The 20,802-nt window shown below is 63.3% G+C and carries 19 protein-coding genes; all 19 read right to left on the minus strand.

The window, feature by feature from the left end:
• Positions 1–8: 8 nt before the first annotated feature.
• Positions 9–1,973 carry a hypothetical protein gene (locus ACT54R_RS24690; RefSeq protein WP_476331488.1) on the minus strand — a complete coding sequence of 655 codons (1,965 nt, stop codon included), beginning with the start codon at positions 1,971–1,973 and terminating at the stop codon, positions 9–11.
• On the minus strand, positions 1,970–6,640 hold the full coding sequence (gpJ, locus tag ACT54R_RS24695) for a TipJ family phage tail tip protein (protein ID WP_476331491.1): 4,671 nt from the start codon (positions 6,638–6,640) through the stop codon (positions 1,970–1,972). The genes ACT54R_RS24690 and gpJ overlap by 4 nt, the downstream gene beginning before the upstream one ends.
• Entirely contained in the window at positions 6,637–7,245 is a 609-nt protein-coding gene (locus tag ACT54R_RS24700; RefSeq protein ID WP_476331494.1) for a tail assembly protein, read from the minus strand. Before ACT54R_RS24700 ends, gpJ begins: the two co-directional genes overlap by 4 nt.
• Entirely contained in the window at positions 7,242–7,988 is a 747-nt protein-coding gene (locus tag ACT54R_RS24705) for a C40 family peptidase (RefSeq protein ID WP_476331497.1), read from the minus strand. Before ACT54R_RS24705 ends, ACT54R_RS24700 begins: the two co-directional genes overlap by 4 nt.
• Positions 7,985–8,695, minus strand: coding sequence for a phage minor tail protein L (locus ACT54R_RS24710; RefSeq protein WP_476331500.1), 711 nt, complete (start codon positions 8,693–8,695; stop codon positions 7,985–7,987). Before ACT54R_RS24710 ends, ACT54R_RS24705 begins: the two co-directional genes overlap by 4 nt.
• A gap of 45 nt (positions 8,696–8,740) precedes the next feature.
• A complete protein-coding gene (locus tag ACT54R_RS24715) occupies positions 8,741–9,094 on the minus strand; it encodes a phage tail protein (RefSeq protein WP_476331503.1) in 354 nt (117 codons plus the stop codon).
• A gap of 2 nt (positions 9,095–9,096) precedes the next feature.
• The gene (locus tag ACT54R_RS24720) at positions 9,097–13,542 is read right to left on the minus strand and encodes a tape measure protein (protein ID WP_476331506.1); all 4,446 of its coding nucleotides are present in this window, start codon (positions 13,540–13,542) and stop codon (positions 9,097–9,099) included.
• Positions 13,543–13,548: 6 nt separating this feature from the next.
• Entirely contained in the window at positions 13,549–13,809 is a 261-nt protein-coding gene (locus ACT54R_RS24725) for a hypothetical protein (protein ID WP_476331509.1), read from the minus strand.
• Between the two features lie 50 nt (positions 13,810–13,859).
• Positions 13,860–14,210 (minus strand): hypothetical protein, encoded by a 351-nt coding sequence (locus tag ACT54R_RS24730; protein ID WP_476331512.1) that lies wholly within the window; start codon positions 14,208–14,210, stop codon positions 13,860–13,862.
• Positions 14,211–14,286: 76 nt separating this feature from the next.
• On the minus strand, positions 14,287–14,817 hold the full coding sequence (locus ACT54R_RS24735; RefSeq protein WP_476331515.1) for a hypothetical protein: 531 nt from the start codon (positions 14,815–14,817) through the stop codon (positions 14,287–14,289).
• 59 nt (positions 14,818–14,876) lie between these two features.
• Complete coding sequence (locus ACT54R_RS24740; RefSeq protein WP_476331518.1) at positions 14,877–15,275, minus strand: minor capsid protein; 399 nt, start codon at positions 15,273–15,275, stop codon at positions 14,877–14,879.
• The gene (locus ACT54R_RS24745; protein ID WP_476331521.1) at positions 15,272–15,709 is read right to left on the minus strand and encodes a hypothetical protein; all 438 of its coding nucleotides are present in this window, start codon (positions 15,707–15,709) and stop codon (positions 15,272–15,274) included. The genes ACT54R_RS24740 and ACT54R_RS24745 overlap by 4 nt, the downstream gene beginning before the upstream one ends.
• Before the next feature lie 2 nt (positions 15,710–15,711).
• Positions 15,712–16,059 (minus strand): hypothetical protein, encoded by a 348-nt coding sequence (locus ACT54R_RS24750; protein ID WP_476331524.1) that lies wholly within the window; start codon positions 16,057–16,059, stop codon positions 15,712–15,714.
• Positions 16,059–16,820, minus strand: coding sequence for a hypothetical protein (locus ACT54R_RS24755; RefSeq protein WP_476331526.1), 762 nt, complete (start codon positions 16,818–16,820; stop codon positions 16,059–16,061). Before ACT54R_RS24755 ends, ACT54R_RS24750 begins: the two co-directional genes overlap by 1 nt.
• Positions 16,817–17,623, minus strand: coding sequence for a hypothetical protein (locus ACT54R_RS24760; RefSeq protein ID WP_476331529.1), 807 nt, complete (start codon positions 17,621–17,623; stop codon positions 16,817–16,819). Before ACT54R_RS24760 ends, ACT54R_RS24755 begins: the two co-directional genes overlap by 4 nt.
• 3 nt (positions 17,624–17,626) lie before the next feature.
• Positions 17,627–18,421 (minus strand): hypothetical protein, encoded by a 795-nt coding sequence (locus ACT54R_RS24765; protein WP_476331532.1) that lies wholly within the window; start codon positions 18,419–18,421, stop codon positions 17,627–17,629.
• A complete protein-coding gene (locus ACT54R_RS24770; protein ID WP_476331535.1) occupies positions 18,421–18,681 on the minus strand; it encodes a glutaredoxin domain-containing protein in 261 nt (86 codons plus the stop codon). Before ACT54R_RS24770 ends, ACT54R_RS24765 begins: the two co-directional genes overlap by 1 nt.
• A 72-nt stretch (positions 18,682–18,753) precedes the next feature.
• Positions 18,754–19,656 carry a major capsid protein gene (locus ACT54R_RS24775; RefSeq protein WP_476331538.1) on the minus strand — a complete coding sequence of 301 codons (903 nt, stop codon included), beginning with the start codon at positions 19,654–19,656 and terminating at the stop codon, positions 18,754–18,756.
• Positions 19,657–19,814: 158 nt separating this feature from the next.
• Complete coding sequence (locus ACT54R_RS24780) at positions 19,815–20,762, minus strand: DUF6651 domain-containing protein (RefSeq protein ID WP_476331541.1); 948 nt, start codon at positions 20,760–20,762, stop codon at positions 19,815–19,817.
• Positions 20,763–20,802: the final 40 nt, after the last annotated feature.

Below are 20,802 nucleotides of genomic sequence, written 5' to 3' on the forward strand. Positions count from 1 at the left end.
GGCTCACCTCACAGCGGACCCCACGCCGGGCGACCCGTCGTGCAGACCGAAAAGAAATCCATATAGGCATACGGCGTGGTTGAGCCCCACTGCGTCAGCCCCACGTAGCCGGCCGAAGAACCGGGACCGACGAAGGCGATATTCCAGTTCTTGGGCTCAGGCGTGCCTCGCTGCCAGACCTTCATTCGGCGCTGATCGCCGCGAACGTTCAGCCTGACCCAGTACCAGGTGTCATAGAGCCAGGGAAAATCGACGGAGCCGGAGGCGTCATCATAGGTCGGGCCAAACCACATGCGCTGCTCGGAGGCCACGCCACCCGACACATCGCAGACCAGACCTGCGGCCTGATGAACGTTCGAGGCCGAGCGGCGATACATGATCTCGAACGGAAACACGATCGGACCATTGACCATGCGCGCGCCGGCCAGGATGTCGCAGTCGGTCACACTGGCGCCGGCAGCGTCGAGCGTGAACTCCGCAAACGTCGACGCTGCAGGTGTAGAACCGAGGCTGTAAGAACAGCGGATCGCTTTGCCCGACAGAGCACCGCTTACAGCCTCGGCAATGAGGTTCATATTCGACGACGCCTGAAAACGGCGTGTCCAGCCAGGCGGGGCAGCACCGATCGTAGCCCCAGAGAAGTCGTCATAAAAACTGTCGCTCGCGGACGCCGGGCCGGAGTAAATCGCGCCATTGCTGATCACCGCCGCGGAGTGCTCGATCACGGCAACACGCAGGTTCGGCGTGGCGTGACCGGCCTGCCAGACGGCGCGCAACGTCTTGTCCTTGTTGATCCAGCTCATCAGCTGATAGTTGATGGATGATGCGGGCGGGAGCGACGAGGGCTGCGCGCGGGCCGCCTGCTCCATGTCCAGGCCGCCAAAGGTACACCACCACCGACTGAGGTGATAGGCGCCGAAGATGCCGAGCGCCGGCCCGACCGTCTTGCTGGCGAGCTGGACCTTGCTGTTGGTGGCGATGCCCGGGCTGTTGATGGCGACACGTTCGGTGACGTGCAGCGCCGAGCGCGAGGCGTCGAACAGCAGGTTGGTGCCAGTCGCCGTGTTCACATCGACGTTCTTGCGGCTGATCTTGAGCCCGGACTCCAGGTCAGCGCGAATGCGGCGCGTCGCAGTGCTGCTCGGCCCGGGCACGTAGGTCGGGTCATAGGCGGGAATGAAGAACTGCACCGACTGGGCGATGTTGCTCGGCACGTTGATCGTGATCGTGCTCGCGTTCACCCATGCGACGGTCGGTCCCGTTCGGCCGGGCGCGCTCGTGCGGTTCTCGTTGGCGAGAATGATCACCGGAGGCGTGTCCGGGTAAGAGCCTTGCAGAGAAACCGTGCGCGTGATGCTGCCGCCCGAGGGTGTGCCCCAGTAGACGCCGCACTCGGCAATCTGGAAGACCGGCCGCTCGCTGGTGAGACGCAGGTCGCTCGACGGACAGGTCTTCACGTTGGCGCCCTTGCGCGACACGAACAGGCCCAGTCCGCGCGAGGGGTGCCGGCCGACGAGCACACCGTTGGCGCCGCCGTTGTCGGCCTCGCGGGAGTCTGCCGCGATCAGAGGGTTCGCGAAGATCATGTAGGCAATATCATTGCCCGAATTAAGCATCGTGAACGTGCAGCGATCCGTGTACGAACAGGCCGGCAGCTGGAGATAGGTTCGTTGCCCACTGCTCGTGCTGGTCTGCCAGCCGATGCAGATCGGCTCGAAGGGCAAAGGCTCATCGAGCATCACAGTTCGATAGAATCGGGTGTAGGTGACGCCGTCTGCAGAGTAGCTTTCCGTCTGGGTCGTGCCGCTCGTCAGCCAGGAGGCCTTGAGGACCGACAGGATCTCCGGCCACTTGCTGTCGAAGGCGAGCTGCTCGTTGGTCAGCTCGGGGTCGCGCACGTCAAAGCCAGGCTTCGCGACGCGCAGGCGCGGAAGCGACTCGAACTTCCCGATGAGGACGCCGCCGATCGTCATGGCGTCTCCGTGATCAGGAGATAGCCGTTGGTGATATCGAACATCACCGTGCCGTCGGCGTTGCCGATCGTGCCGGCCCGGATGTCGCCAGCGTCGATGCTGATGGCGGACAGAGACGCCGCGTTGATCTTGTCGGCGTCGAGGCTCTCGATCATCGCATTCGTGATCAGGGCGCTGCTGATGAAGGTCGAGGCCGTCGCCGCGTTGAGCGGCTGAAGCGCCGACGAGGGAATGGCATTCGTTCCCCAGCCGCCGGTGCCGAAGATCATGTTGCCGGCCGCGTCGTAGAACTGGGCGCCGTAGTCGGTCGGGTCGGTGCCGAGCTTGCCGATCTTCACGCGCAGCCGGCCGGTGATGTCCGGGCGCGACAGGGTGCCAGGCTGACCATCGTGGATCTCAAGGGTCTGGCTCGACGCCCACAGGGTGAAGCGATCGCCGCCGATCTTGACCGCGGAGGCCGCCGAGAGCGTGCCGCCGGCCATCTTGTCGAACGTGATGTTGCCGGCCAGGTGGGTGTTCGTGATGATGCCGCCCTTGATCTGGGCGTTGTTGGTGATCAGCTCCCCGACGCTGAGCTGGTCCGCCGTGATCGAGCCGGTGACGATAGAGGCCCCGTCGATGATCGTGCGGCCATAGTTCGCCACCAGATCCCGGGCGCCGCGATAGGTCGCAAGCCGAACGAAGTTGGCGCCGGACACTGCGTTGATGTTCGAGGAGGCGGTCAGAGTCACCTGCCCCACCTGCCACGCCACATAGAGCGTGCCGCTGGTCCAGGTGGCGTTGCCGGCGCTGATCGCCTGCGTCGTCATGGCGCCAGCGCTGTTCATGTAGGTGATGACGCCTGCCGTCCACGTCACCTTGTTCTCGGCCACGACGTAGCCAAACTCGATGCCGGCGATGTCCACGCCGCGCAGGCCGACCGTGAGCGAGTTCGCCTGGATGGAGTTGGCCGCGATGTTGCCGCCGTTGATCTTGGTCGCGTCGGTGCCATCGCGCCAGCTGGCGAGCGTGGTCGCGCCGGAGATCAGGATCTTGCCCGGCTCGATGATCGTGCTGTTCAGGTTGATGAGCGCGGCCGGGTCGCCGATGGACACGCCCGTGGTGCCAACCGTGATCGTGGGCGGCAGCTGGGTGTTGATGTTGAGGTGGCTGCCGTTGATCTCACCGGCCAGGATCTTGTCGGCGGTGATGGCATTGGCGGCGATGTCACCTTCGGCCGCCTGACCAGGCGTGACCGAGACGCCGGCGGCGGCGTTGAACGGCCCCACGAGCCCGGAGGTGTTGCGCGCCCGGACCCAGTAGAAGCGCTCGATGCCCGTCGCAACACCAGCGTGCGTGAACGCGATCCCCTGCGAAGAGCCCACGAGCACAGCGCTCGCGAGATCGTTCGTCAGCGAGCTCCAGACTTCAACAGAAGCGACATCGGGGTCGCTGGGGTTCACCCAGCGCAGATAAACGCTGCGCAGCGACGCAACCGCGGTCAGGCTGGACGGCGCGCCGGGCTGGACAGTGTTCGCCGCCGTGAGGATCGAGCCGATCGGCGTGTAGATCGACGGGGAGCCGAGCTTCGACACCGCACGGATGCGGACATGATAAGTCGAATTTGACTGAACCGACGGCCACTCGTAACGGGGCGTCGAGGTCGTGAAGGAGATCCAGTTGCCCCCGTCGAGCTGGATATCGACCTCGTAATTGGCGAGGTTTTCGGAGGCACTGGGCTCCCATTCGGCGACCAGGTTGACGCGGATCGTGCCATCGTCGCCGCGAACCACCTCGCTGGAGAGCGTGAGTTCACCGGGCGGGTCAGGCGGCGTCTGGTCGACCTCGTAGCCATTCGCCGTCACCTGGATGGGCGGCGAGATGTTGATGCCGGTGCGGCCGAAGCTGTCGTAAGCACCGATGCGGACATAGTAGGTCTTGAACTTCTCGGCCGGCAGCGACACGAGGTTGTTCAGCCCGTCATAGGCCGGCGTCGTGGTGAGCGGGTTGAAGCTCGCGTCCTGCGAAATCCAGATCAGCGCGCCCGCGAAATCGAGATCCTCGGGCACCTCATAGCTGACGAAGACGCTCTCCACGCCGGCCGTCACGGTCGGGATGATGAGATCGGGAACGGGGTTCTCGACCACCAGCTTCGCAGCGACGCTCTCGCGGCCGATGGTGTCGCGAACCGTCACCTCGACGCGGAACTTGCGCCGCGGCGTGAGGCCCAGACGAGCGCTGTCCTCATAATTCTGATCGAATCGATAGGTGTACTCAGTGGTGGTCAGCTTCTCGCTGCGCAGCACCTGCTCGGTGTCCACGTCGACGATGCGGATCAGGTTGTCCCGGAAGAAGGGGTTGGTGTTGCCCGTGCCGGCGCCGTTGGGCTCGGAGCCCAGCTCGTAGGTGCTGCCCGGGAAGTTGTTGCGCCAGGACAGCGCGCAGTCGCTGCCGCCGAAGGTGGTCTCCGAGCCGCGACCAACGATCTCCAGATGGCTCACATAGGGCGCGTCGACGCCCTCCCAGCCCTTGACGGTGAGCTCCAGGCTCTCTTCCGCCGAGTTGGGGCCGGTGATGGCGACAGCCTGGACGTAGATGACCCACGCGCCGGGCGTGGCATCGTCAATGTCGATCGAGGTGCCGGCGACCTCGCCATAGCTGACGAAGCCGTTCGGCGTGTCGGCGCTCACACGATAGCCGCTCGCCATGAAGTCGTTCGACGGGGTCCACGACACCGACAAGCGCGCCTTGGCGACGCCGTTCTGAAAATAGAGGCTCTCGACGGCCGTCAGGTTGGTCGGCGGATTGATCGAGGTGCGCGGCCGCGTGTAGTTGACCGGGTCGAGCTTCAGCCCCTGCTCGATGCGCGCGAACTTGGTCGGGTCATGCAGGAGCCCCTGGATCTTGAAGATGTGCTTGTCGGTCTCCGTGACCGCGAGCACCCGGAACAGGCGCGGCTGCACGTCACCGGCGATCACCCACATGGCGCCGAGCACCGGCGTGGCGCTCAGGGCCGGGAAGACGCGAACGCGATCACCCTCGGGCGAGAACTCCGCGATCTGGCGCGTCTCGATCGAACCGTCGGGCAGCTCGACCATCAGATAGTAGGTCGTGCCGACTACCCGCTCGAACGGGCTGTCGAGGGTCTGCCAGGTCGTGGAGGTTTCAGCCAGGCGACCGCCATTGCGCACCTGCGCCTTCGCGGGATCGGCGATGGCGACCAGATGCCCGGGCTGGATGTTGGCGTGATCCCAGGAGGTCTCATACTCGACCGTGTCGGTCTCGTTCTCCTCGGTGTAGAGCATCCAGCGCCCGTACCGGTGCGCCAGTCCGCGCGAGTTGCAGCCCGGATATTGAGCGCTCGTCTCGTTCCAGCCGAACTTGCGGATCAGATCCTCATTGACCACAACCTCGACCGCCGGCCGGCAGAGATCACTGGGGTCGTTCCAGGTGATCATCCCGACCGAGTGACGCGACTTGAGCGCAGTGCCGGAATAGTTGAAGCGGCCGCCAATCACGTCGGCTGGCGTCACCAGCTTCACCGGATCGGCCGGCATGTCCGCGGAGTAGAAGATCTGGCCGAGCGACCAATAGGCCATGCCACGGAAAGCCGTGGTGATCGATCGAACGACCTTGTAGGCCTCCTCGCGACTGCGGATCACGCCATTGTAGGTGTACCGGGGCTCCATGCCGCCGAAGCCGTCCGGCACCAGCTCATCGCAATAGCGGGCGATCTGATAGGCGCCGAACTTGTCGATCGTGGAAACGTCGATGAATTGGCCGAGGCCATAGCGATCATGACTCAGCAGGTCATAGAGCACCCATGCAGGATTGTCGGACACCGCTTTCTTGAAGGTGCCATCCCAGATGCCGGTGTAGGCGCGCGTGACCGGGTCATAGTTCGTCGGAACCTGAATCTTCAGGCCGTACACGTCGAAGCGACGTTCGGGAATGTTGCTCTGGCCGAACTGCTTTGCGTCCGCCTCGATGTAGATGAAGGCAGAGTTCGGGTAGGTGAACTTGCCCTCGACGAGGACGGTGTAGCTCTCCCACCACGTTTCGTTCTGAAGCTCGGTCTTTCGAGAGTCCTTACTGACGCGACGGACGCGGATATCCCAGGGATAGCCGGCCGGGTCGAGGGAGACGCGCGTCGCCCGCTGGTACGGGCTCGTGGTCTTCTCGTTGAAGATCTTGATCAGCTCGCGCTCTTCCCACGCGCCGCCATAGTTGCGCACGTCGATGGCATAGGTGACGTTCGTGGGCTTGATCTGGCCGCTGTCGGGGTCCTGATAGGCGAGTGCCGGGATACGAACGACGACACGCACCGCATCGGCGTTCCGCTCCATGATCGTCCGCTGGATCATGGAGCCGTCGTTCTTGACCTGCGCCTCGACCGCGTAGGGCGTCTCGACATAGGGCGAGCCGTTGACGTAGGGCTGATCCGGCAGACCCGTGCGAATATCCCAGGTCACGCCCTTAAAGTTGGGCTTGCCCTGCTCGTTCAGCAGCGGCGTGGTGTCGAAATAGATCGAGCGACCGCCATCAACCAGGCCGCCGATCTCACCCTCACCAAGCAGCTCGACGAGGCGAGCCTTGGCGCGCGAGCGCAGGCTGTTTGGCGTCTCGGTTCCCGACGAGGGCGCGAGCGCGAACTTCTTGCGGGCGTGGATATCCGAATGAGCGTTCATGTCAGCTTCGGCAGCTCCTCGATGTCGACGCCGGAGGAGATGAGGACCGAGCCGACCACGCAGCGCCCGTAGATCAGCGGGATCGCGTTCCCTTGCTCGTAGTTGTTCGTGGGGCCGGTGAGCGTGTAGCTCTCGTCCTTCTTCTCACCCGAGGTCTTCGGGCTGAGGAGCGTCGACACGCCAGCAAGAGCAAGGCCGCCGCCAAGGAGTGCGAGGTTGCCGTAGGTCATGCCGGTGAGAGAGCCCACGAGGGGCAGCGCAGCGCCGAGAGTGCCACCCGATGCGACCATCGCAGTTGCTGCCAGGGCGACGCCCAGAATGATCTTCACCGTGCCGGCCGTGGAGCCTTCGCCACCGATCACCGGGATAAAATGCAGGTCCGCCGCGCCCAGCTGGAAGCTGTTGATGTCGTCGAGCTCCAGACGCATTCCCATCTCGGCATCGCCGCGCACCACCTCGTACTGACCCTCCTGGAGCACATCCAGGAAGGTGCTGAAGTTGGCCTGAAGGCAGCGGATCGCCTCACCGGCGGTGCTCACATCGAGGTCGTAGGGGCCGCCGAACTCGTTCTTCAGGCGGCCGTAGAGATGCACCTTGCGCTTCACGAGCCCGGCCCTTCGTAACGCACCCACATATCGGCAGCGCGACCCCACAGACCGAAGGGTTCGCGGCGCGACAGCTTGAACGGGAGGTGATGCAGGATGAGGTTGTTGCCGACGTAGAGGCCGGCGTGGTTCAGCTTGTCCGAGCGGATCTTACACAGGAAGCCGTCGCCAGGCCGCACCTCGGAGATGTTGATCTCCCGGAAGCCGCGCGGCCCGAGAGCGTCGCGATAGAGATCCTGGCCCGCGCTCCACCAATCATCGTCACGCGGCACGTCGGCGAAAGACATGGGCTCGAACGGCCACTCCATGCCCTCGGCGGCGAGCGCATCCTTGCCAAGGCGAAAGGCATCGCGCACCAGCGAGAAGCAGTCGCTGACGCCGTGCATGAAGCTGCGGCCGATCAGCGGCTCAATCGGCAGGCTGTCGCCCCACATGGTGAACTTGGCGCAACGCTCACCGTCAGTGCCGACGATGATCCACGGCACCGCAGTGGCGATCTGAGCGCGCATGTCGGCCGCGCTCGGCCAGATCGGCCCGTTGGGATGGGAATGAACGATCGCCTCCAGGGCGTCACCGGCGCGCAGATAGTCCTGCCGCGAGATGACCGCCTGCGTCAGCGGATCAGCGGCATAGTTGAAGCAGGGCTGATAGGTGCCGGCGACCACGAGGCCGCAGCTCTCCTTCGGGTACTCGCGCAGCGCGTGCTGACGAATAGCTTCAGCCGTTTCGGGGGAAAGGATCATGTGGGACGTACCCTCGCGGCGCCGGGAAAGCCGCCGAACGGCAGGGGATTGCCGACGCCGAAACGCGCCTCGCAGTCAGACAGACGCCGGCCGCAGGAGTCATTGGCCGGCGTGGTCGGATCACCGCCACGGTCGAAACACGGCACACCCGTGTAGGGGCACTGCGCGGTCGAATAGTCGAAGTCGCCCGTCGCTTCATTCCAGACGCGATAGCGCCAGAGGCAAGTATCACGAAGAACCACGCGCCCGGGCAGCAGCTTGTTTCGCTGATCGAAGGTCGCCGAAAGCTCCCACTCGATATAGACGGCGTTCTCGTTCGTCTTGCGCTCGACAAGGAACAGATCCGGCCCGAAAAATGCGCCAGGATCTGCTTCGGCTTCGCCATCGAGAAAGCGGCGAAATGTGCGAAGTCGATACAGCTTGCAGCCGAGCAGATCGCCGTAGGTATTCACAAGACCTTGAATAATCTTGTTGGCGTTGCCGACTTTAAGCTTCGGCGTTGGCAAGGTGCCCGCGCCGCTCGTCTCCAACCCCTGAAAGAGTACATCTGTCGGGGTGTAGAACTGCCCGCCGAACGTGACACCAGCGGTCTCCTTGGCCGCTTGGCAGAAGAAGAGCACCGGGCCACCCACGGAGGACGCATCGAGCCGGAACAGCTCGACACGTTCGCCCGGATTGGGGGATTGGATGACCGCGGAAAGAGACATCAAGGCCCTCTGACTGAGAGCCTATGTTAAATCAAAATTGACTTATCACGCAAGGTTAAAGTCGCGTCGCAGGGTGGCCGACACCACGCGGAAGCCCTGGTCGGTTGTGTCGTCCGACCATTCCTTGCAGGTCCAGCGCACCGGTGCCGCGAACATCACGGGCTTGTAGAGAAAGGCCGTGTCGCCACCCTTCACACGAAAGAACCCCACGATGGCGTCGGCGTGCGCCGGCAAGAGCATGTCCCACTTCAGACGCACCACGTCACGGATGTGGTTCATTCCGTCGCGGGTGATCTGCGTGTAGCCGTCGCCAAACTCCGCTTCGAGAAGCTTGATCTCGGGGCTGTTACCGGTGCCGGGAGAGGGCGGCACCGGCGGATTGAATGTGTCCAGAGCCATTATTACCTCTCAAGAATTCCGTTCGGACCCTGCTGAATACGCACGAACTCGAACATCTCCTCGCGCACCATCTGCCGCATCCCGTTCACCATCTGCTGAGACAGATCGCGGTTCTCGGCATGGGACCCACCGTTGCCCTGGAACTGGATTGTCGGCGCGAAAGTCATCGCCTGCACATTCTGCGGCGTGACGGACTGGTTCACGATCGCGCTCGGCGCCTGGATCGAGCGAAGCAGGTTGTGGGGGATGATGCTGCCGCGCATCCCGGGCGCGAAGAGCTCCGGCCCCTTCTCACCGACCACATACGCCTTGTCGCTGCGCACGGGGCCGCCGGCCGCCCGGAAGCCGCCAAACAGCTTGGCGCCGATCTTGGCGAGCAGCTCCATGATCGAGACGCCACTGCCGCCACCCGTCTTGCCGCCCATGTTGCCGAGCAGCGAGGACACGCTGAAGTTCAGGAACTGCTTCACCATGTCCTTCGCGATCGACTGGAACATGCTGGCAAAGTCGGCCTTGCCGGTCGTCACCAGCTCTGCGATCTGGTCGGTCACGGAGTTGAGGGCGTTGGTCGCCGACTTCTCCATGTTGCCCCAGAGGTCGCCCCACTCCTTGAGCTGCTGCGCCCACGGCCCCTGCTGGGCCGCCTTGGCGCGCAGAAGTGCGATGCGGGTCTGCACCACCTCCTCGATCTGGGCGCGCTCCTCTGCGCTGCCGCGGAAGGCTTCCAGCACCTTGCGGGCGCGGTCGATCTCCTTGGCGGTCTCATCCTGGCGCGCCTGACTCTCGGTCATCAGCGAGCGCTTCAGCTCCTGGTTCTGCTGCGCGTAAGAGGCGACAGCCTCACGCACTTCCAGATTGCGGAATTCCTGGAGCTGATTGGTCGCATCGGCGAGAGCGCGCTTGTAGGTGTCGCTGTCGAAGCCGAAATAGTTGCCGATGGCATCGGTCTGCTTGGCGAGCTCCTTCTGCTTGCGGAAGAAGGCGTCGCTGGACTTCAGCTGCTGCGGGTCGAAGATCCGGCGCATCGCGGCCTCAGACCGGGACGCGAGATCCTCCTGCGAGCGCACCATGCCCTCGGTCGCCGTGTCGGCGATCGTGCGGTCACGCTTCTTCTTCGCAGCAGCCGTCTCGGCAGCGTCGAGCTGGCCGGCAAGCTTCAGAACCTCCTTGTAGCGATCGCTGTCGGGGTTCTTGTTGTCGCCATACTTGCCGTCAGCAATGCTCTTACGCATGGCCGCGACGCGCTTATTGGTGCCTTCAGCAGCATCGCCGACCTCGGTGATCGAGGTCTTCAGATCGTCGATGGCCTTCTTCAGCCCCGCGTCGAACTTTTCGGCGTTCACACGCTGTTCCATCTGCCTGAGCTGAGCAGCGCTAGCCTGCTGCTCCGGCGTCAAGTTGTTCGGAATAGGCAGTTGGGAATCGTTCTTGTTAACCGGCCGATACTGGCTCTGAAGCTCGACGTGTGGCGTATCCTTGAACTTCTGCCAGTCGCCACCCCAGTTGACACCAAGCCCCAGCTGCTTAGCCGCAGCCTTGAAGGCGTCGGCGACGGTGCGCATGAGGGCCTCGTCATAGGTGCGCTTTCCGTTGGCATCAACGGCAACGAAATCGAAAGCCGAGCCGGTCAGGTGATTGCTGTTCATCGTCATGGACTTGCCAGACGCGACCATCTCCTTCTGACGCTCGATGGATCGAGCACCCTCGACGATATTGAAGCCGACCGGCGACAGGGTGCGCGCAAGCTCGATCACCTTCTGGAGAAGAGGATCGACTGTAGCGACCGCCGCCTGTTCGTTGGGCTGAGGGCTGGTGCTCGTGGGCTTGTAATCCGGGGCACCAACGGCATTTTTCCACATACCGAACGCCTGGCCGCCGGCGGCGAGCTTCTGAAACACACCGGCCGGGTTGGTACCTTCGATGTTGGCGCGCAGCCGGCTCCAGGATTCGTTGGCCTTATCCACGACCGAAACGAACGTGTTGCCGGCGCTGAGGGTCGCAGAGCCAAAGGCGTTGGTGCGAATGCTGGCGCCAGCGGCTGCGGCCGCGGTGTTCGCACCACCGAGCTGCGCAGTCACATCCTGAACGGACTTCTGGAGCGGCGTCTGTCCATTCCCGACACCCTTGTAGAGCCCCGAGTTGATACGGACAAAGAGCTTGTCGACCTCGCTCATACCCTCGGTCTGAGCGGCCAGGATCTCTTCCTGGAACTTGATCATGAGGTTTCGCACGTCGGTGTCGAACTTCTTCCGACCCTGCATCACCTCATCAAGGGCCTCCTTCTCTGCCTTCGCCATCACCAGGGCGTCGATCAGTTCGCGGACGCGCTTCACATCGGCGTCGCCGTACTTGCCGTCGATCAGCTTCTGGTTGAGCTCCACCACCTCGGCATTGGCGCCGGAGAGAGATGCCTTCAGGCCGACAACCTCGGCGTTGAGGTTGGCGAGCGCCTGCTGCCCCTTCTTGTAGAGCTTGTCGTCGTCGAGGGTCGGCTGAATGAGCGGCGTGCCCATCGACTGAGAGCGCTTGAAGGCCCGGTCGTCGTAGAGCTGGTTCAGGATCGGCCGGATGGTGTCGAGAGCCAGCTGCGCGGCGCGGCGCTGGCTTTCCACATCGCTCTGGGCCTGCTTCGCCAGCTCGTCGTAATAGCCCTGGTACAGCTCGATCTTGCGGTCGAGCAGGTCCATGGAGATCCGGCGTGACTCCTCGCCATAGCGCTGATCCAGCTCGGCGACCGACTTGTTCTTGGCCGCAGTGTCGACGCGCTCCTTCTCGTAGGCCTGCTTGAGGGTGATGGCGCGGCTGTCGTAGGCGCGCTGTTCGTCGGCGATCTGCTTGTTGATCGCATCGACGCGCGTCTGGGCGCCCCGCTGAGCCTCGCGACCCTCGAAATCCTCGTTGAGCTTCTTCTTCTCGGCACGAAGCTTGTCGACCTCGGCTTGACGCGCCTCAATCTCGGGGTCGAAAGCCTCGCTGATCGCCTTGCGGAAATGCCGGCCGCCCTGCTCGTTCCACATGGCAAGGCGCGCATCGCGCATCTTGATGATCTGGTCGAGCTCCTGCTCCTTGCGGTCCAGGTACTTGGCGACCTCGTCGGCCTGCTGACGGGTCTGGATACCGTACTTCTGGGCGTCCTGATATGTCTCCTTGAGCTTGTCGCTGAAGAGCCCGAAGTAGCTCGCAGCTGCAACCGCGCCACCGACGACGAGCGGAAGCCACCCGGCCACAACACCGAGCACTCCGCCGATCGGGATCAGTGCAGCCCAAAGCGACCGCGCGGCGATCGTCATCCCGGAGAGACCGGCCGCGCCGGCGGCCGAACTCATCTGGATGCCAACATTGGCGGCAGCGATGGAGCCCTGAAGCAGCCGGTACTGGGTGATCAGCCCGGCAATGCCCGAGCTCATCGACAGGATGGAGCGAATGACGACCGTGCCGCCAAAGGCATACAGGATCGCCTGACCGACGTTCATGATCTCCTGGCGATAGCGGATAACCCAGTCCACCACGTCGCGCAGGATCGTGACCGCGGTGTTCAGCGCATTGCCGATATCGTTGGCGAGCACGTTTGCGGCGTTGCTCGACAGCGCCGAGCGCAGATCCGAGAGCTGTCGCTTCAGGTTGTCGAAGAAGCCGGTGTTGCCGACCTTGATCGCCAGATCCTGAAAGCTCGTGCCGATGGTGCTGACGAGACCCGTGAAGGTGTTCATCTGCTCCTGGGCCGCGCCGCCGAACACGTTGCGCATCTCGACTTCGAGGGCCTTGAGCGCCGTCGTAGCTTCGACGCGGCCGGTCGCGATGTCGGCAACGAGCTTGGAATAAGCGACACCAAGGCCGCGAGCCATGAGTTCGGTTGCGCGCGGGATGGCTTCACCGAGCTGCTGGCGCAGCTCTTCCATCTGGATCACGCCCTTGCCGGCCATCTGCTGAATGGCGATCGTGGCGCGCTTCAGCGTCTCCTCGGTGCCACCGAACGCGGCGACGCCGTCGACCAGCGACATGAGGGCGCCCTTGGTCGGATCGATGCCGGTCGACTTCAGCTTGACGAAAACGTCGGAGAGGGCCTGAAGCGAGTACGGCGCGGTAAGTGCCGTCGTGCGCAGGTAGCGCACGTTCTCGGCTGCCTCGCGGACGGGATCGGATGCGCGGCTGAGCGTGCGCATCAGCACGCTCATGCGCTCCATCTCGGCGTTCACGCGGACGATGTCGCCAACCCAGCCGGTCGTGACCTGCCGGATGGTGTTCAGCGCCTGGCTGCCGATGCCGATGACGATGGAGAGATCACGAAGGGTGGACAGGACGGAACGGCTGCTCGTCTCCATGGCGCGCATAGAGACGATGCCGGCGCCGACGCTCCGATTGAACTGCTGAAGGCTTTCCCCGGCGTGTAGGACCCGCGAAGTGAACTCGCCAGTATCCAGTTCGAGTTCTACGCGGATACCCGACATCGGGGTTTAGCCTCCCATGTTCCTCAGCATTTCAAACCCTGCTCGATCCAGACGCTCAGCCATGACGACCTTGACCGGATCGATCTTCACCACCTTCTTGAGCTCGGCCCGGAAACTGCCGGACAGGCTCGTTGCAGCGTCTGGCGATTGACTGGCCGCAGCGACATTGAGACGACGCAGATCGTCTTCAGCGCGCATACGGTCAATCTGACCGTAGAGAAACCAGAACAAGGAGATCGGCATCGCGAGCACCTTGTCGTGGGTCATCCCGTATTCCCTCATGACTTTCGCGAAGAGAAAGCCGAAGGAGATCGCCGTTACTGCGCCGTCTGAGGGTTTTCCTCGGCGCCCTCCTCGGACGCCGGCTGGTCGCCCTCACCGTTGTGCTTGCGCACGTATTCCATCAGCTTGCGCAGCTGGGGCAGCGTCAGCTTGCGCAGACCAGCCTCGCCGAGGGTTGGCAGAGACTTGCTGACCAGCTTCACGATCAGCTCGACCTCGGCATCCGGGGTGAGCGTCTCGCCCACGGCCTGGATCAGCTTCACATTCTCGATGAAGATCTCGACGGAGACCTGCTGAATGACGTGAGTCACGCCGTCGATCTTCACCCCCACCTGCGCGGGAACGAGGGCGTCGAGATCGAGATAGGTCTGAGTGGTGTCGGTCATGCTTGAAAGAACCCAAAGTTGGACTGAAGCCCCACAATAGGGCTTCAGTCAATTTTGACTTAACGTGCGCTCAAGATCAAGCGGCAGTGACGGACTTGTCGCCCGCGACAAAGAGGGTCTTGTCGTCGGGGTCCGGGTAGGCCTTGAACGTCACGTTGAAGATGCGCTCCTCCTCCAGCTTGTAGGCGTACTGGAGATTGCCGCCGGTGCCGGCCAGCGGAATGACGAAGTCGTCCGCCTTGTTGGTCGGCGCGTTGGCGACGGGGTGAAGGATGAGCTCCTTGGCGAGGTCGAGCAGCGAGATGCCGATGCCGTTCTCGACCACGACCTTCTTCTTGGTCGTGTCGACGGAGTCGGTCACGAGGGTCGCGCCCGGCATGATCTTGACGAGGTTCTCCAGGGTGGTCTCCGCGAGCGGCACCTTCACGGTGCAGGAGCGGCCCATGATGTACTCGTTGATCGGGGACTTGCCGAACTGATCGACCATCACCTCATGGGTTTCGGTCGCCACTTCCACGTCCACACCGCCCTTGGTGTAGCCGAGATCGACGCCGCCGTAGGTCACGGTGCAAACACCGAGCTTCACATTCTTGGTATCCGAGGCCATTCTTTCGACTCCGCAGGACAGGCATAGTGTTAGGCGTTATTGAACATTCAGACGTTATTTTACTCGATGACCGCAGAGCAGTCAAAATTTACTGAACACTCGATGTCCGAGCTGTCACTGCGTGGATAGGTCCACGGATAGTGTTTCGGAATGATCTGGTTGATCTGGCGAAATCCGTGCTGCGGCGGATCGAAGGACTGGATCTGCTGCGTGTGCAGCGCATCGAGGGCTTTCTTGATCAGGATCTCAGCATCGGCATACGTCGGAGCGCGCGAGATGACCTGGAACTTGCCACAGATGTAGCCCGGCAGCTCGGCGTTGAAGACCGAGCCCTCGACGGGAGCCTTGACCAGAAGACCCGAGCGCACGGTCGCCGGCATGTGATGGACGAAGATGCTCTGGCCGATCTCGCCGGCACCGGCGTCCTGAAGCATATGGGCGAAGAGATTGAGGTTCACAGGCGCCACTCCCGGTCGACGAACTCTCCGACCACCCGAATGACGCGGCCGCGGCGCGCGTTCAGCGCGCGTTCCAGGAACTTCTCGCCGATGTAGCGCCCGGGGTTGGCCGCCCGCTTCTGGATCGTGCCCGGGCCGGGCCGAAGCGAGCTGTAGTTCTCATGGATAAACAGCGCGTAGCGGGTCACGTCCACGTTGCCGACCATGCCGCCGACGGAGATGGTGATGACGAACCGGAAGCCGGAAAGCCGGCCGTTGTCGCGGGTGATCGCGCGTTCCAGATTGTGCTTGTCGACCGGGGCGTTCAGCTGGGCTTCCCGGACGATCTCGTCAGCCTCCCCGTAGACGACACGCTGTGCGCCCTGGGAGACGCGCTGAGCAGCGTTGCGCAGCCCCGCGACGACTTCGTTCAGCCCGGTGATCTTCATTCCCACGATCAAACCTCCCCGTGCCGCATGAGATCGCACTCGAAATGGTCGAACGTGCCCGTGACCGAGTAGCGCCGATGGGACCCGGTGATCCGCAGGACGATGCCGGCGATCTCGAAGAGGCAGTTCTGCTCGGGTGCGACGTTGACCGGGAAGAGAATCTTCGACTTCTCGATGGTCTCTTCAGCGCTGGAGCCGGAGCCGGAGCTGTCGGTTCGCACGTTGGTCTTCTCGGACGTGGTGAGCAGCTTGACGACGGCGCAGGGGGTCATCACCGGTGCGCTGTAGACGGTGTTGCCGTTGATGTCGTAGCCCGTGGGCCAGCGCATCATGCCGCGGTTGTTGGGAAGGAACATCAGAGGGCTCCTTCGAGAATGGCATCGGAGTTCGGGTGGAAGATCTGGTCGCGCATGTCCACGTAGGACTGCAGCTCGCCATGAGGCACCAGCGACAGGATCACGCCGTTGCTGGACGCGCCGGGATCGATGTGGCTGATCCGGGCGGTCGTCATGCCGTGATCGACCAGGATCATCATGGTGATCTCGTTGTAGGCAGCCAGAAGCGCCTGACGCCAGACGGCGCGGACGAACTTGCGGCTGGGCCACTTGCGGTTCATGCGATCATGGAAAAAGAAGTGCAGCTCGCTGGCGTTCGTCGTCTGAGCCTGCATGATCGCAAGCTGAAGCGGGACGTTGTTGCCGCGCGCCGTGAGCGAAGCCTGGATGTAGGCGCGCCGGAGCGAGTTGTGCAGAAACAGGATATCGCGCTCGACCTGGATGACGATCTCACGGAGCAGGCCATCCTTCACGTCCTGAAGGTAGGTGAATTGCTCGTCGGTGACATCGGCCGGGGTGGGGACGCCCATCTGAGCGTAGAGATTGCTGGTCGCGAGGCCGGCAAGCCGATCGATCTCCTGGGAGATGATGGCTTCCTCGTTACTAATGAACAGGCGAGCCACTTCGTAGCCCTCCCCGTCCACCTGGGCGAAATGGCGCGGCGTGCCCAGCTTGGGGCTCATGATGGCGCGCTGGAAGATCGCCCGCAGACTCTCGACGAAGTCGCCGTAGCGGGCGGCCGCGGCGTCGGCCGACGCGGACATGGAGTGGACAGGCTTCATACGCGGGTCGTCATCACGCGGGTGTAGAGGAAGCCGCGCAGCTCATTGAGCGACGACTTGCAGATGCCGGCCTCGATCGGCTTGCCGGACCGGAACATCATCGAGCTTTCGCCAACGGTCTCGGACAGGATGCCTTGCCGGCGCTTCTCGTTGACGGGGTCGTAGCTGAGAATGTCGGCCGCCTCGGCGATCTGGGCGCGGCTGATCGCAGTGCGGAAGCGACCAAACAGGGTCGAGCCCCACTCCCCGAGGGTGAGCGTGCTCCAGCGCAGGGGCGTGATGATCTCCTCCTCACGGGGAAGGAGATAGTCCTGCTCGTTCTCCCACTCGTCGTAGCGCTTGATCCGGTACTGGAAGCGCGTGAGACGGGTGAAGGCCTCCATCAGCGCGACCGTGCGATCATTCACACCGGCGGCGTTCCAGCCGGTCATACCGGGCATCCGGGAACTCAGAAGGATCGCCTGCTCATACGTCTGGAAGGAATTCTCCAGCACGACGAGCCGGGTGCGGCCGCGCAGCAGATAGCTCTCGGACACCTCGAAGGTGCCCTCTGCGACCGTGACGGAGAGAACGACGGTGCGTAGGCCATCGGTCTTGCCGGGCACGAGCGTGTTGGCCGGCGCCGGCACGGAAATGGTGAGCGGGCCGCTCGTCGGAACGGCGATCACGGTATCCGGCACGATCTCACCGCCCGCATCGTCCTCGACGCGATACGATAGAGCCGTGGGTGTCACGGGCGCGCCGTTCAGATCCACGAGCTCGAAGACCACATTGGCGGCAAGACCGGCCGGATACACGTTCATCGGTCAGTCCTCGCCCTGGGAGCCGGACTGGTCCTTGGAGTCGGTCTCACCCGCCTCCTTGTCATCCGCGGCGCCCTGCTTCTCTTCAGGCTCCTCCGCGGGCTTCTCGTCGTCGGGCGTCTCGCCGTCGGGCTCGTCATCGCCGGACTTCTGGTCTTCGCCCTCGGGCGCGACCTCCTGCTCCACGTCCTGCGCCTGGGTCGGGGCCGGCGGCGGCGCGGTCACGGTCAGCTCACCGCCGGTCGCCGGGTCGATGTAGGCGAACTCGATGGGCTTGGTGTCCTCGGCGAGCTTGCCCTCGTCGACTTCAGCCTTGGCCTCGGCGGCCTTCACGCGCTTCTGGAACTCGTCCTGCGCCACCAGGATCTCCTGGATCAGCTTGGGAATGGACCGCTCCTTCACGCCCCACGGCTTGGCGATCTCGCGCAGGCCGTTGATGCCCTTGTCGTCGGCGACCGCCTTCAGCTCCGCGACGGTGTAGAGCTTGGAGACGGGCGGGCGCGCCTGACTCTCCGCGAGACGACGGCGATCCTCGATCAGGTCGTCTTCGCTGGCCTTGCCGAGCGCCTCGACCACATCGGCACGAATGGTGACGCCGCCGACCATGCGCGCGGCGACGCCGGCCTGGCTGACCTCGTTGCCCTCGTCGTCGATGGTCACGATCATCATGGTCGCCGCGAGACGATCCGCCGTGATGACGGGCACCGGCTCGACCGAGATGCCATTGTCGAAATCGACCGGGCCGAGTGCGCCGGTATAGCCTTCAAACCCCGGCTGGGTGATCTTCAGCCGATACATCATTCACCTCCGATGAGCTGTTGCAGGGCGCCGGTGCGCTCGGCCTCGGCCAGCTCGTTGAAGCCACCGATCCGGGTAATGCCGACGAAGATCTGAGGGACGGTCTGGGCGCCGTTGGTGCGCGTGACGAACTCGGCGCGCAGGTCCGGGTTGTCGGAGATGTCGAAATACTCGTACTTGTAGCCGCGCATCTCGCACAGGCGCTTGGCGCGGTAGCAGAAATTGCAGCTGCGCGTGCCGTAGATCTCGATTGTGTGCATGGTCCCTCAAACGAAACGGGCGAGGTTGCCCCCGCCCGATCGATGTTAAATCAATTTTGATTTAACTGCAAATCAGATGTTGGTCACACCCTTCAGGCGGGCCACCGCGTGGGTGGCCTTCAGGGCCGTGCCGCAGTACCACTTCACGCGGTGCCGGACAGCGTCCTTGTTCTGAATGGTGCCGATCTCCTCGACCGCCATGCCGCCGTTGGGGCCGCCATAGATGCCGTGGAAACCGTCGGTCTCGTTGAGACGCAGGGCGAAGATGGAGCAGGTGTTGCTCGCGGAGCCCTGGACCTCGTTGGCCGGCATGAAGTCGTTCACGATCACCGGGAGACCGTCGTAAGCCGGGATCGGCTTGCCGAAGTTCTCGATCTGGATCATGGTCGCGTCGTTGCCGCCGAAGGCGCGCAGGAGACCGCGGATTGCACGCCAGGTGCCCTGACGCATCATCAGACAGTCGGCGCCGTTCTTCACCATGTCCTTCAGCTCGTCGAGCATGGAGAAGGACACAGCCGCGCCGTTGGCGCCGGCGATGAGGGTCTGAGCGGACGGGGTCAGCTTGGTGAGGCCGTCGAACTCCTTGGCATTCACCGAAGAGTCGCCGTTGACCAGGGTCCGGCGGAACTTGCGGCCGAGACCCTTGGCCTTGGAGGCCAGCTGGATCGCGAGCTGCGGGTTCGTGTCGGACTGGGTCGCCAGAAGGAACTTGTCCAGATCCACGTCACCGGCGAGGATCTTCAGCTTGGTCGAGACCTCGTCGAAGGTCGCGCCACCCTCGGGCACGGCGTCGTAGGGATCGAGGAACTCGGCCTCGGAAATGGTCTTCTCGCGAACGTAGTCGTAGCTCTTGCCGTTCACGCCAATGAACGGAAAGAGGGCGAACAGGTCGTCACGGTCGATGATCTCTTCGATCACACCCTGCACGAGCTGGTTCTGCGAGAGCTTTTCGGACTCAACACGCAGGAGAGGCATGGTTTCAAACTCCGGGAACACCGACTGACGATCAATCAATTTTGACTAAACCCATGCAGCGAGCACGGGTTTAATCAATTTCGACTTAACCACTAGTATAAGTCAGGCGGTAAGGTTTCGCCAAGTGAAAAAATACGCCCGATGGACGTATTTTGTCGTTACTTGGAAGCCGTCTTTGCCGCGAGCAGTGCAGCGCTGATCTTGTCGACGCCACGCAGGGGCTGCTGCTTGGTGTCCTTCTTGCTGTCATTGCTCGTGGTGGAGCCGGCTCCCGGCTTCATACTGGAGCGAACGATGCGTTCACGATCCGGGTCGATCTCGACAAGCTTCTGAAGCGCAGCCTCGAAGCTCAGGGTCTCCCCTGCCCCGTCGACCAGCTTGGTGCGATCCTTGGCGCCCGCCGGCTTGTCGAAGGCGACAAGCTTGCCGTCCTCGATGTCGAAGTGGCCACCGTAGATCTGCCGCGTCTTGGACGGCGACAGCACCAGCTTTTCGTTGATGAAGGCGGAATTCGCGAAGGCGTTGCCGACGGTGAGTTCATCGACGACCTTGTTCTTGGTCGTGAGCGCCGCTTCCAGCTCCTGAACGCGCGCATTGAGCGTCTCAAGATCCTTCTTGTGCGCCTCGACCATCATGGCCTTGACACGGTCGAAGTCCCCAGCCTTTTCGGCCGCCGTTCGCTCGGCGTCCTCGGCATCCTTCAGGGCCTTGCGTGCCTTCTCGGGGTCGATGCCCTCGAACTTCTTCAGCACCTCATCCTTGGCGGCGATGTCCGCCGACAGGGACTTGTTCTTGTCCTTGACCTTCATCAGATCCTTGAGGATCTTCGCCGCGTCGTCGGACAGGTTCTGCTTGCCGTCCTTGCCGGCATCATCACCCGCACCGCCGTCACCACCGGTGCCCTTGTCGTCGCCGTCGCCAGCACCAGCGCCCTTGTCGTCGCCACCGGTGCCCTTGTCGTCGCCACCATCACCAGCGCCCGCACCACCACCGGTGCCATCTTCGGGCGCCAGATAGATGCGCGGCCCCACCTGGGACGCGAGCAGCCAGCCGATGCCGGAACCGATACGCGGGGTAGAATCGAGACGGAAATCCTCGAACTTCATGTTCACTCCTTGACCATTCTCTCGGTCATGCTTCGGGTCG

This window comes from Xanthobacter sp. DMC47, from assembly GCF_056313845.1.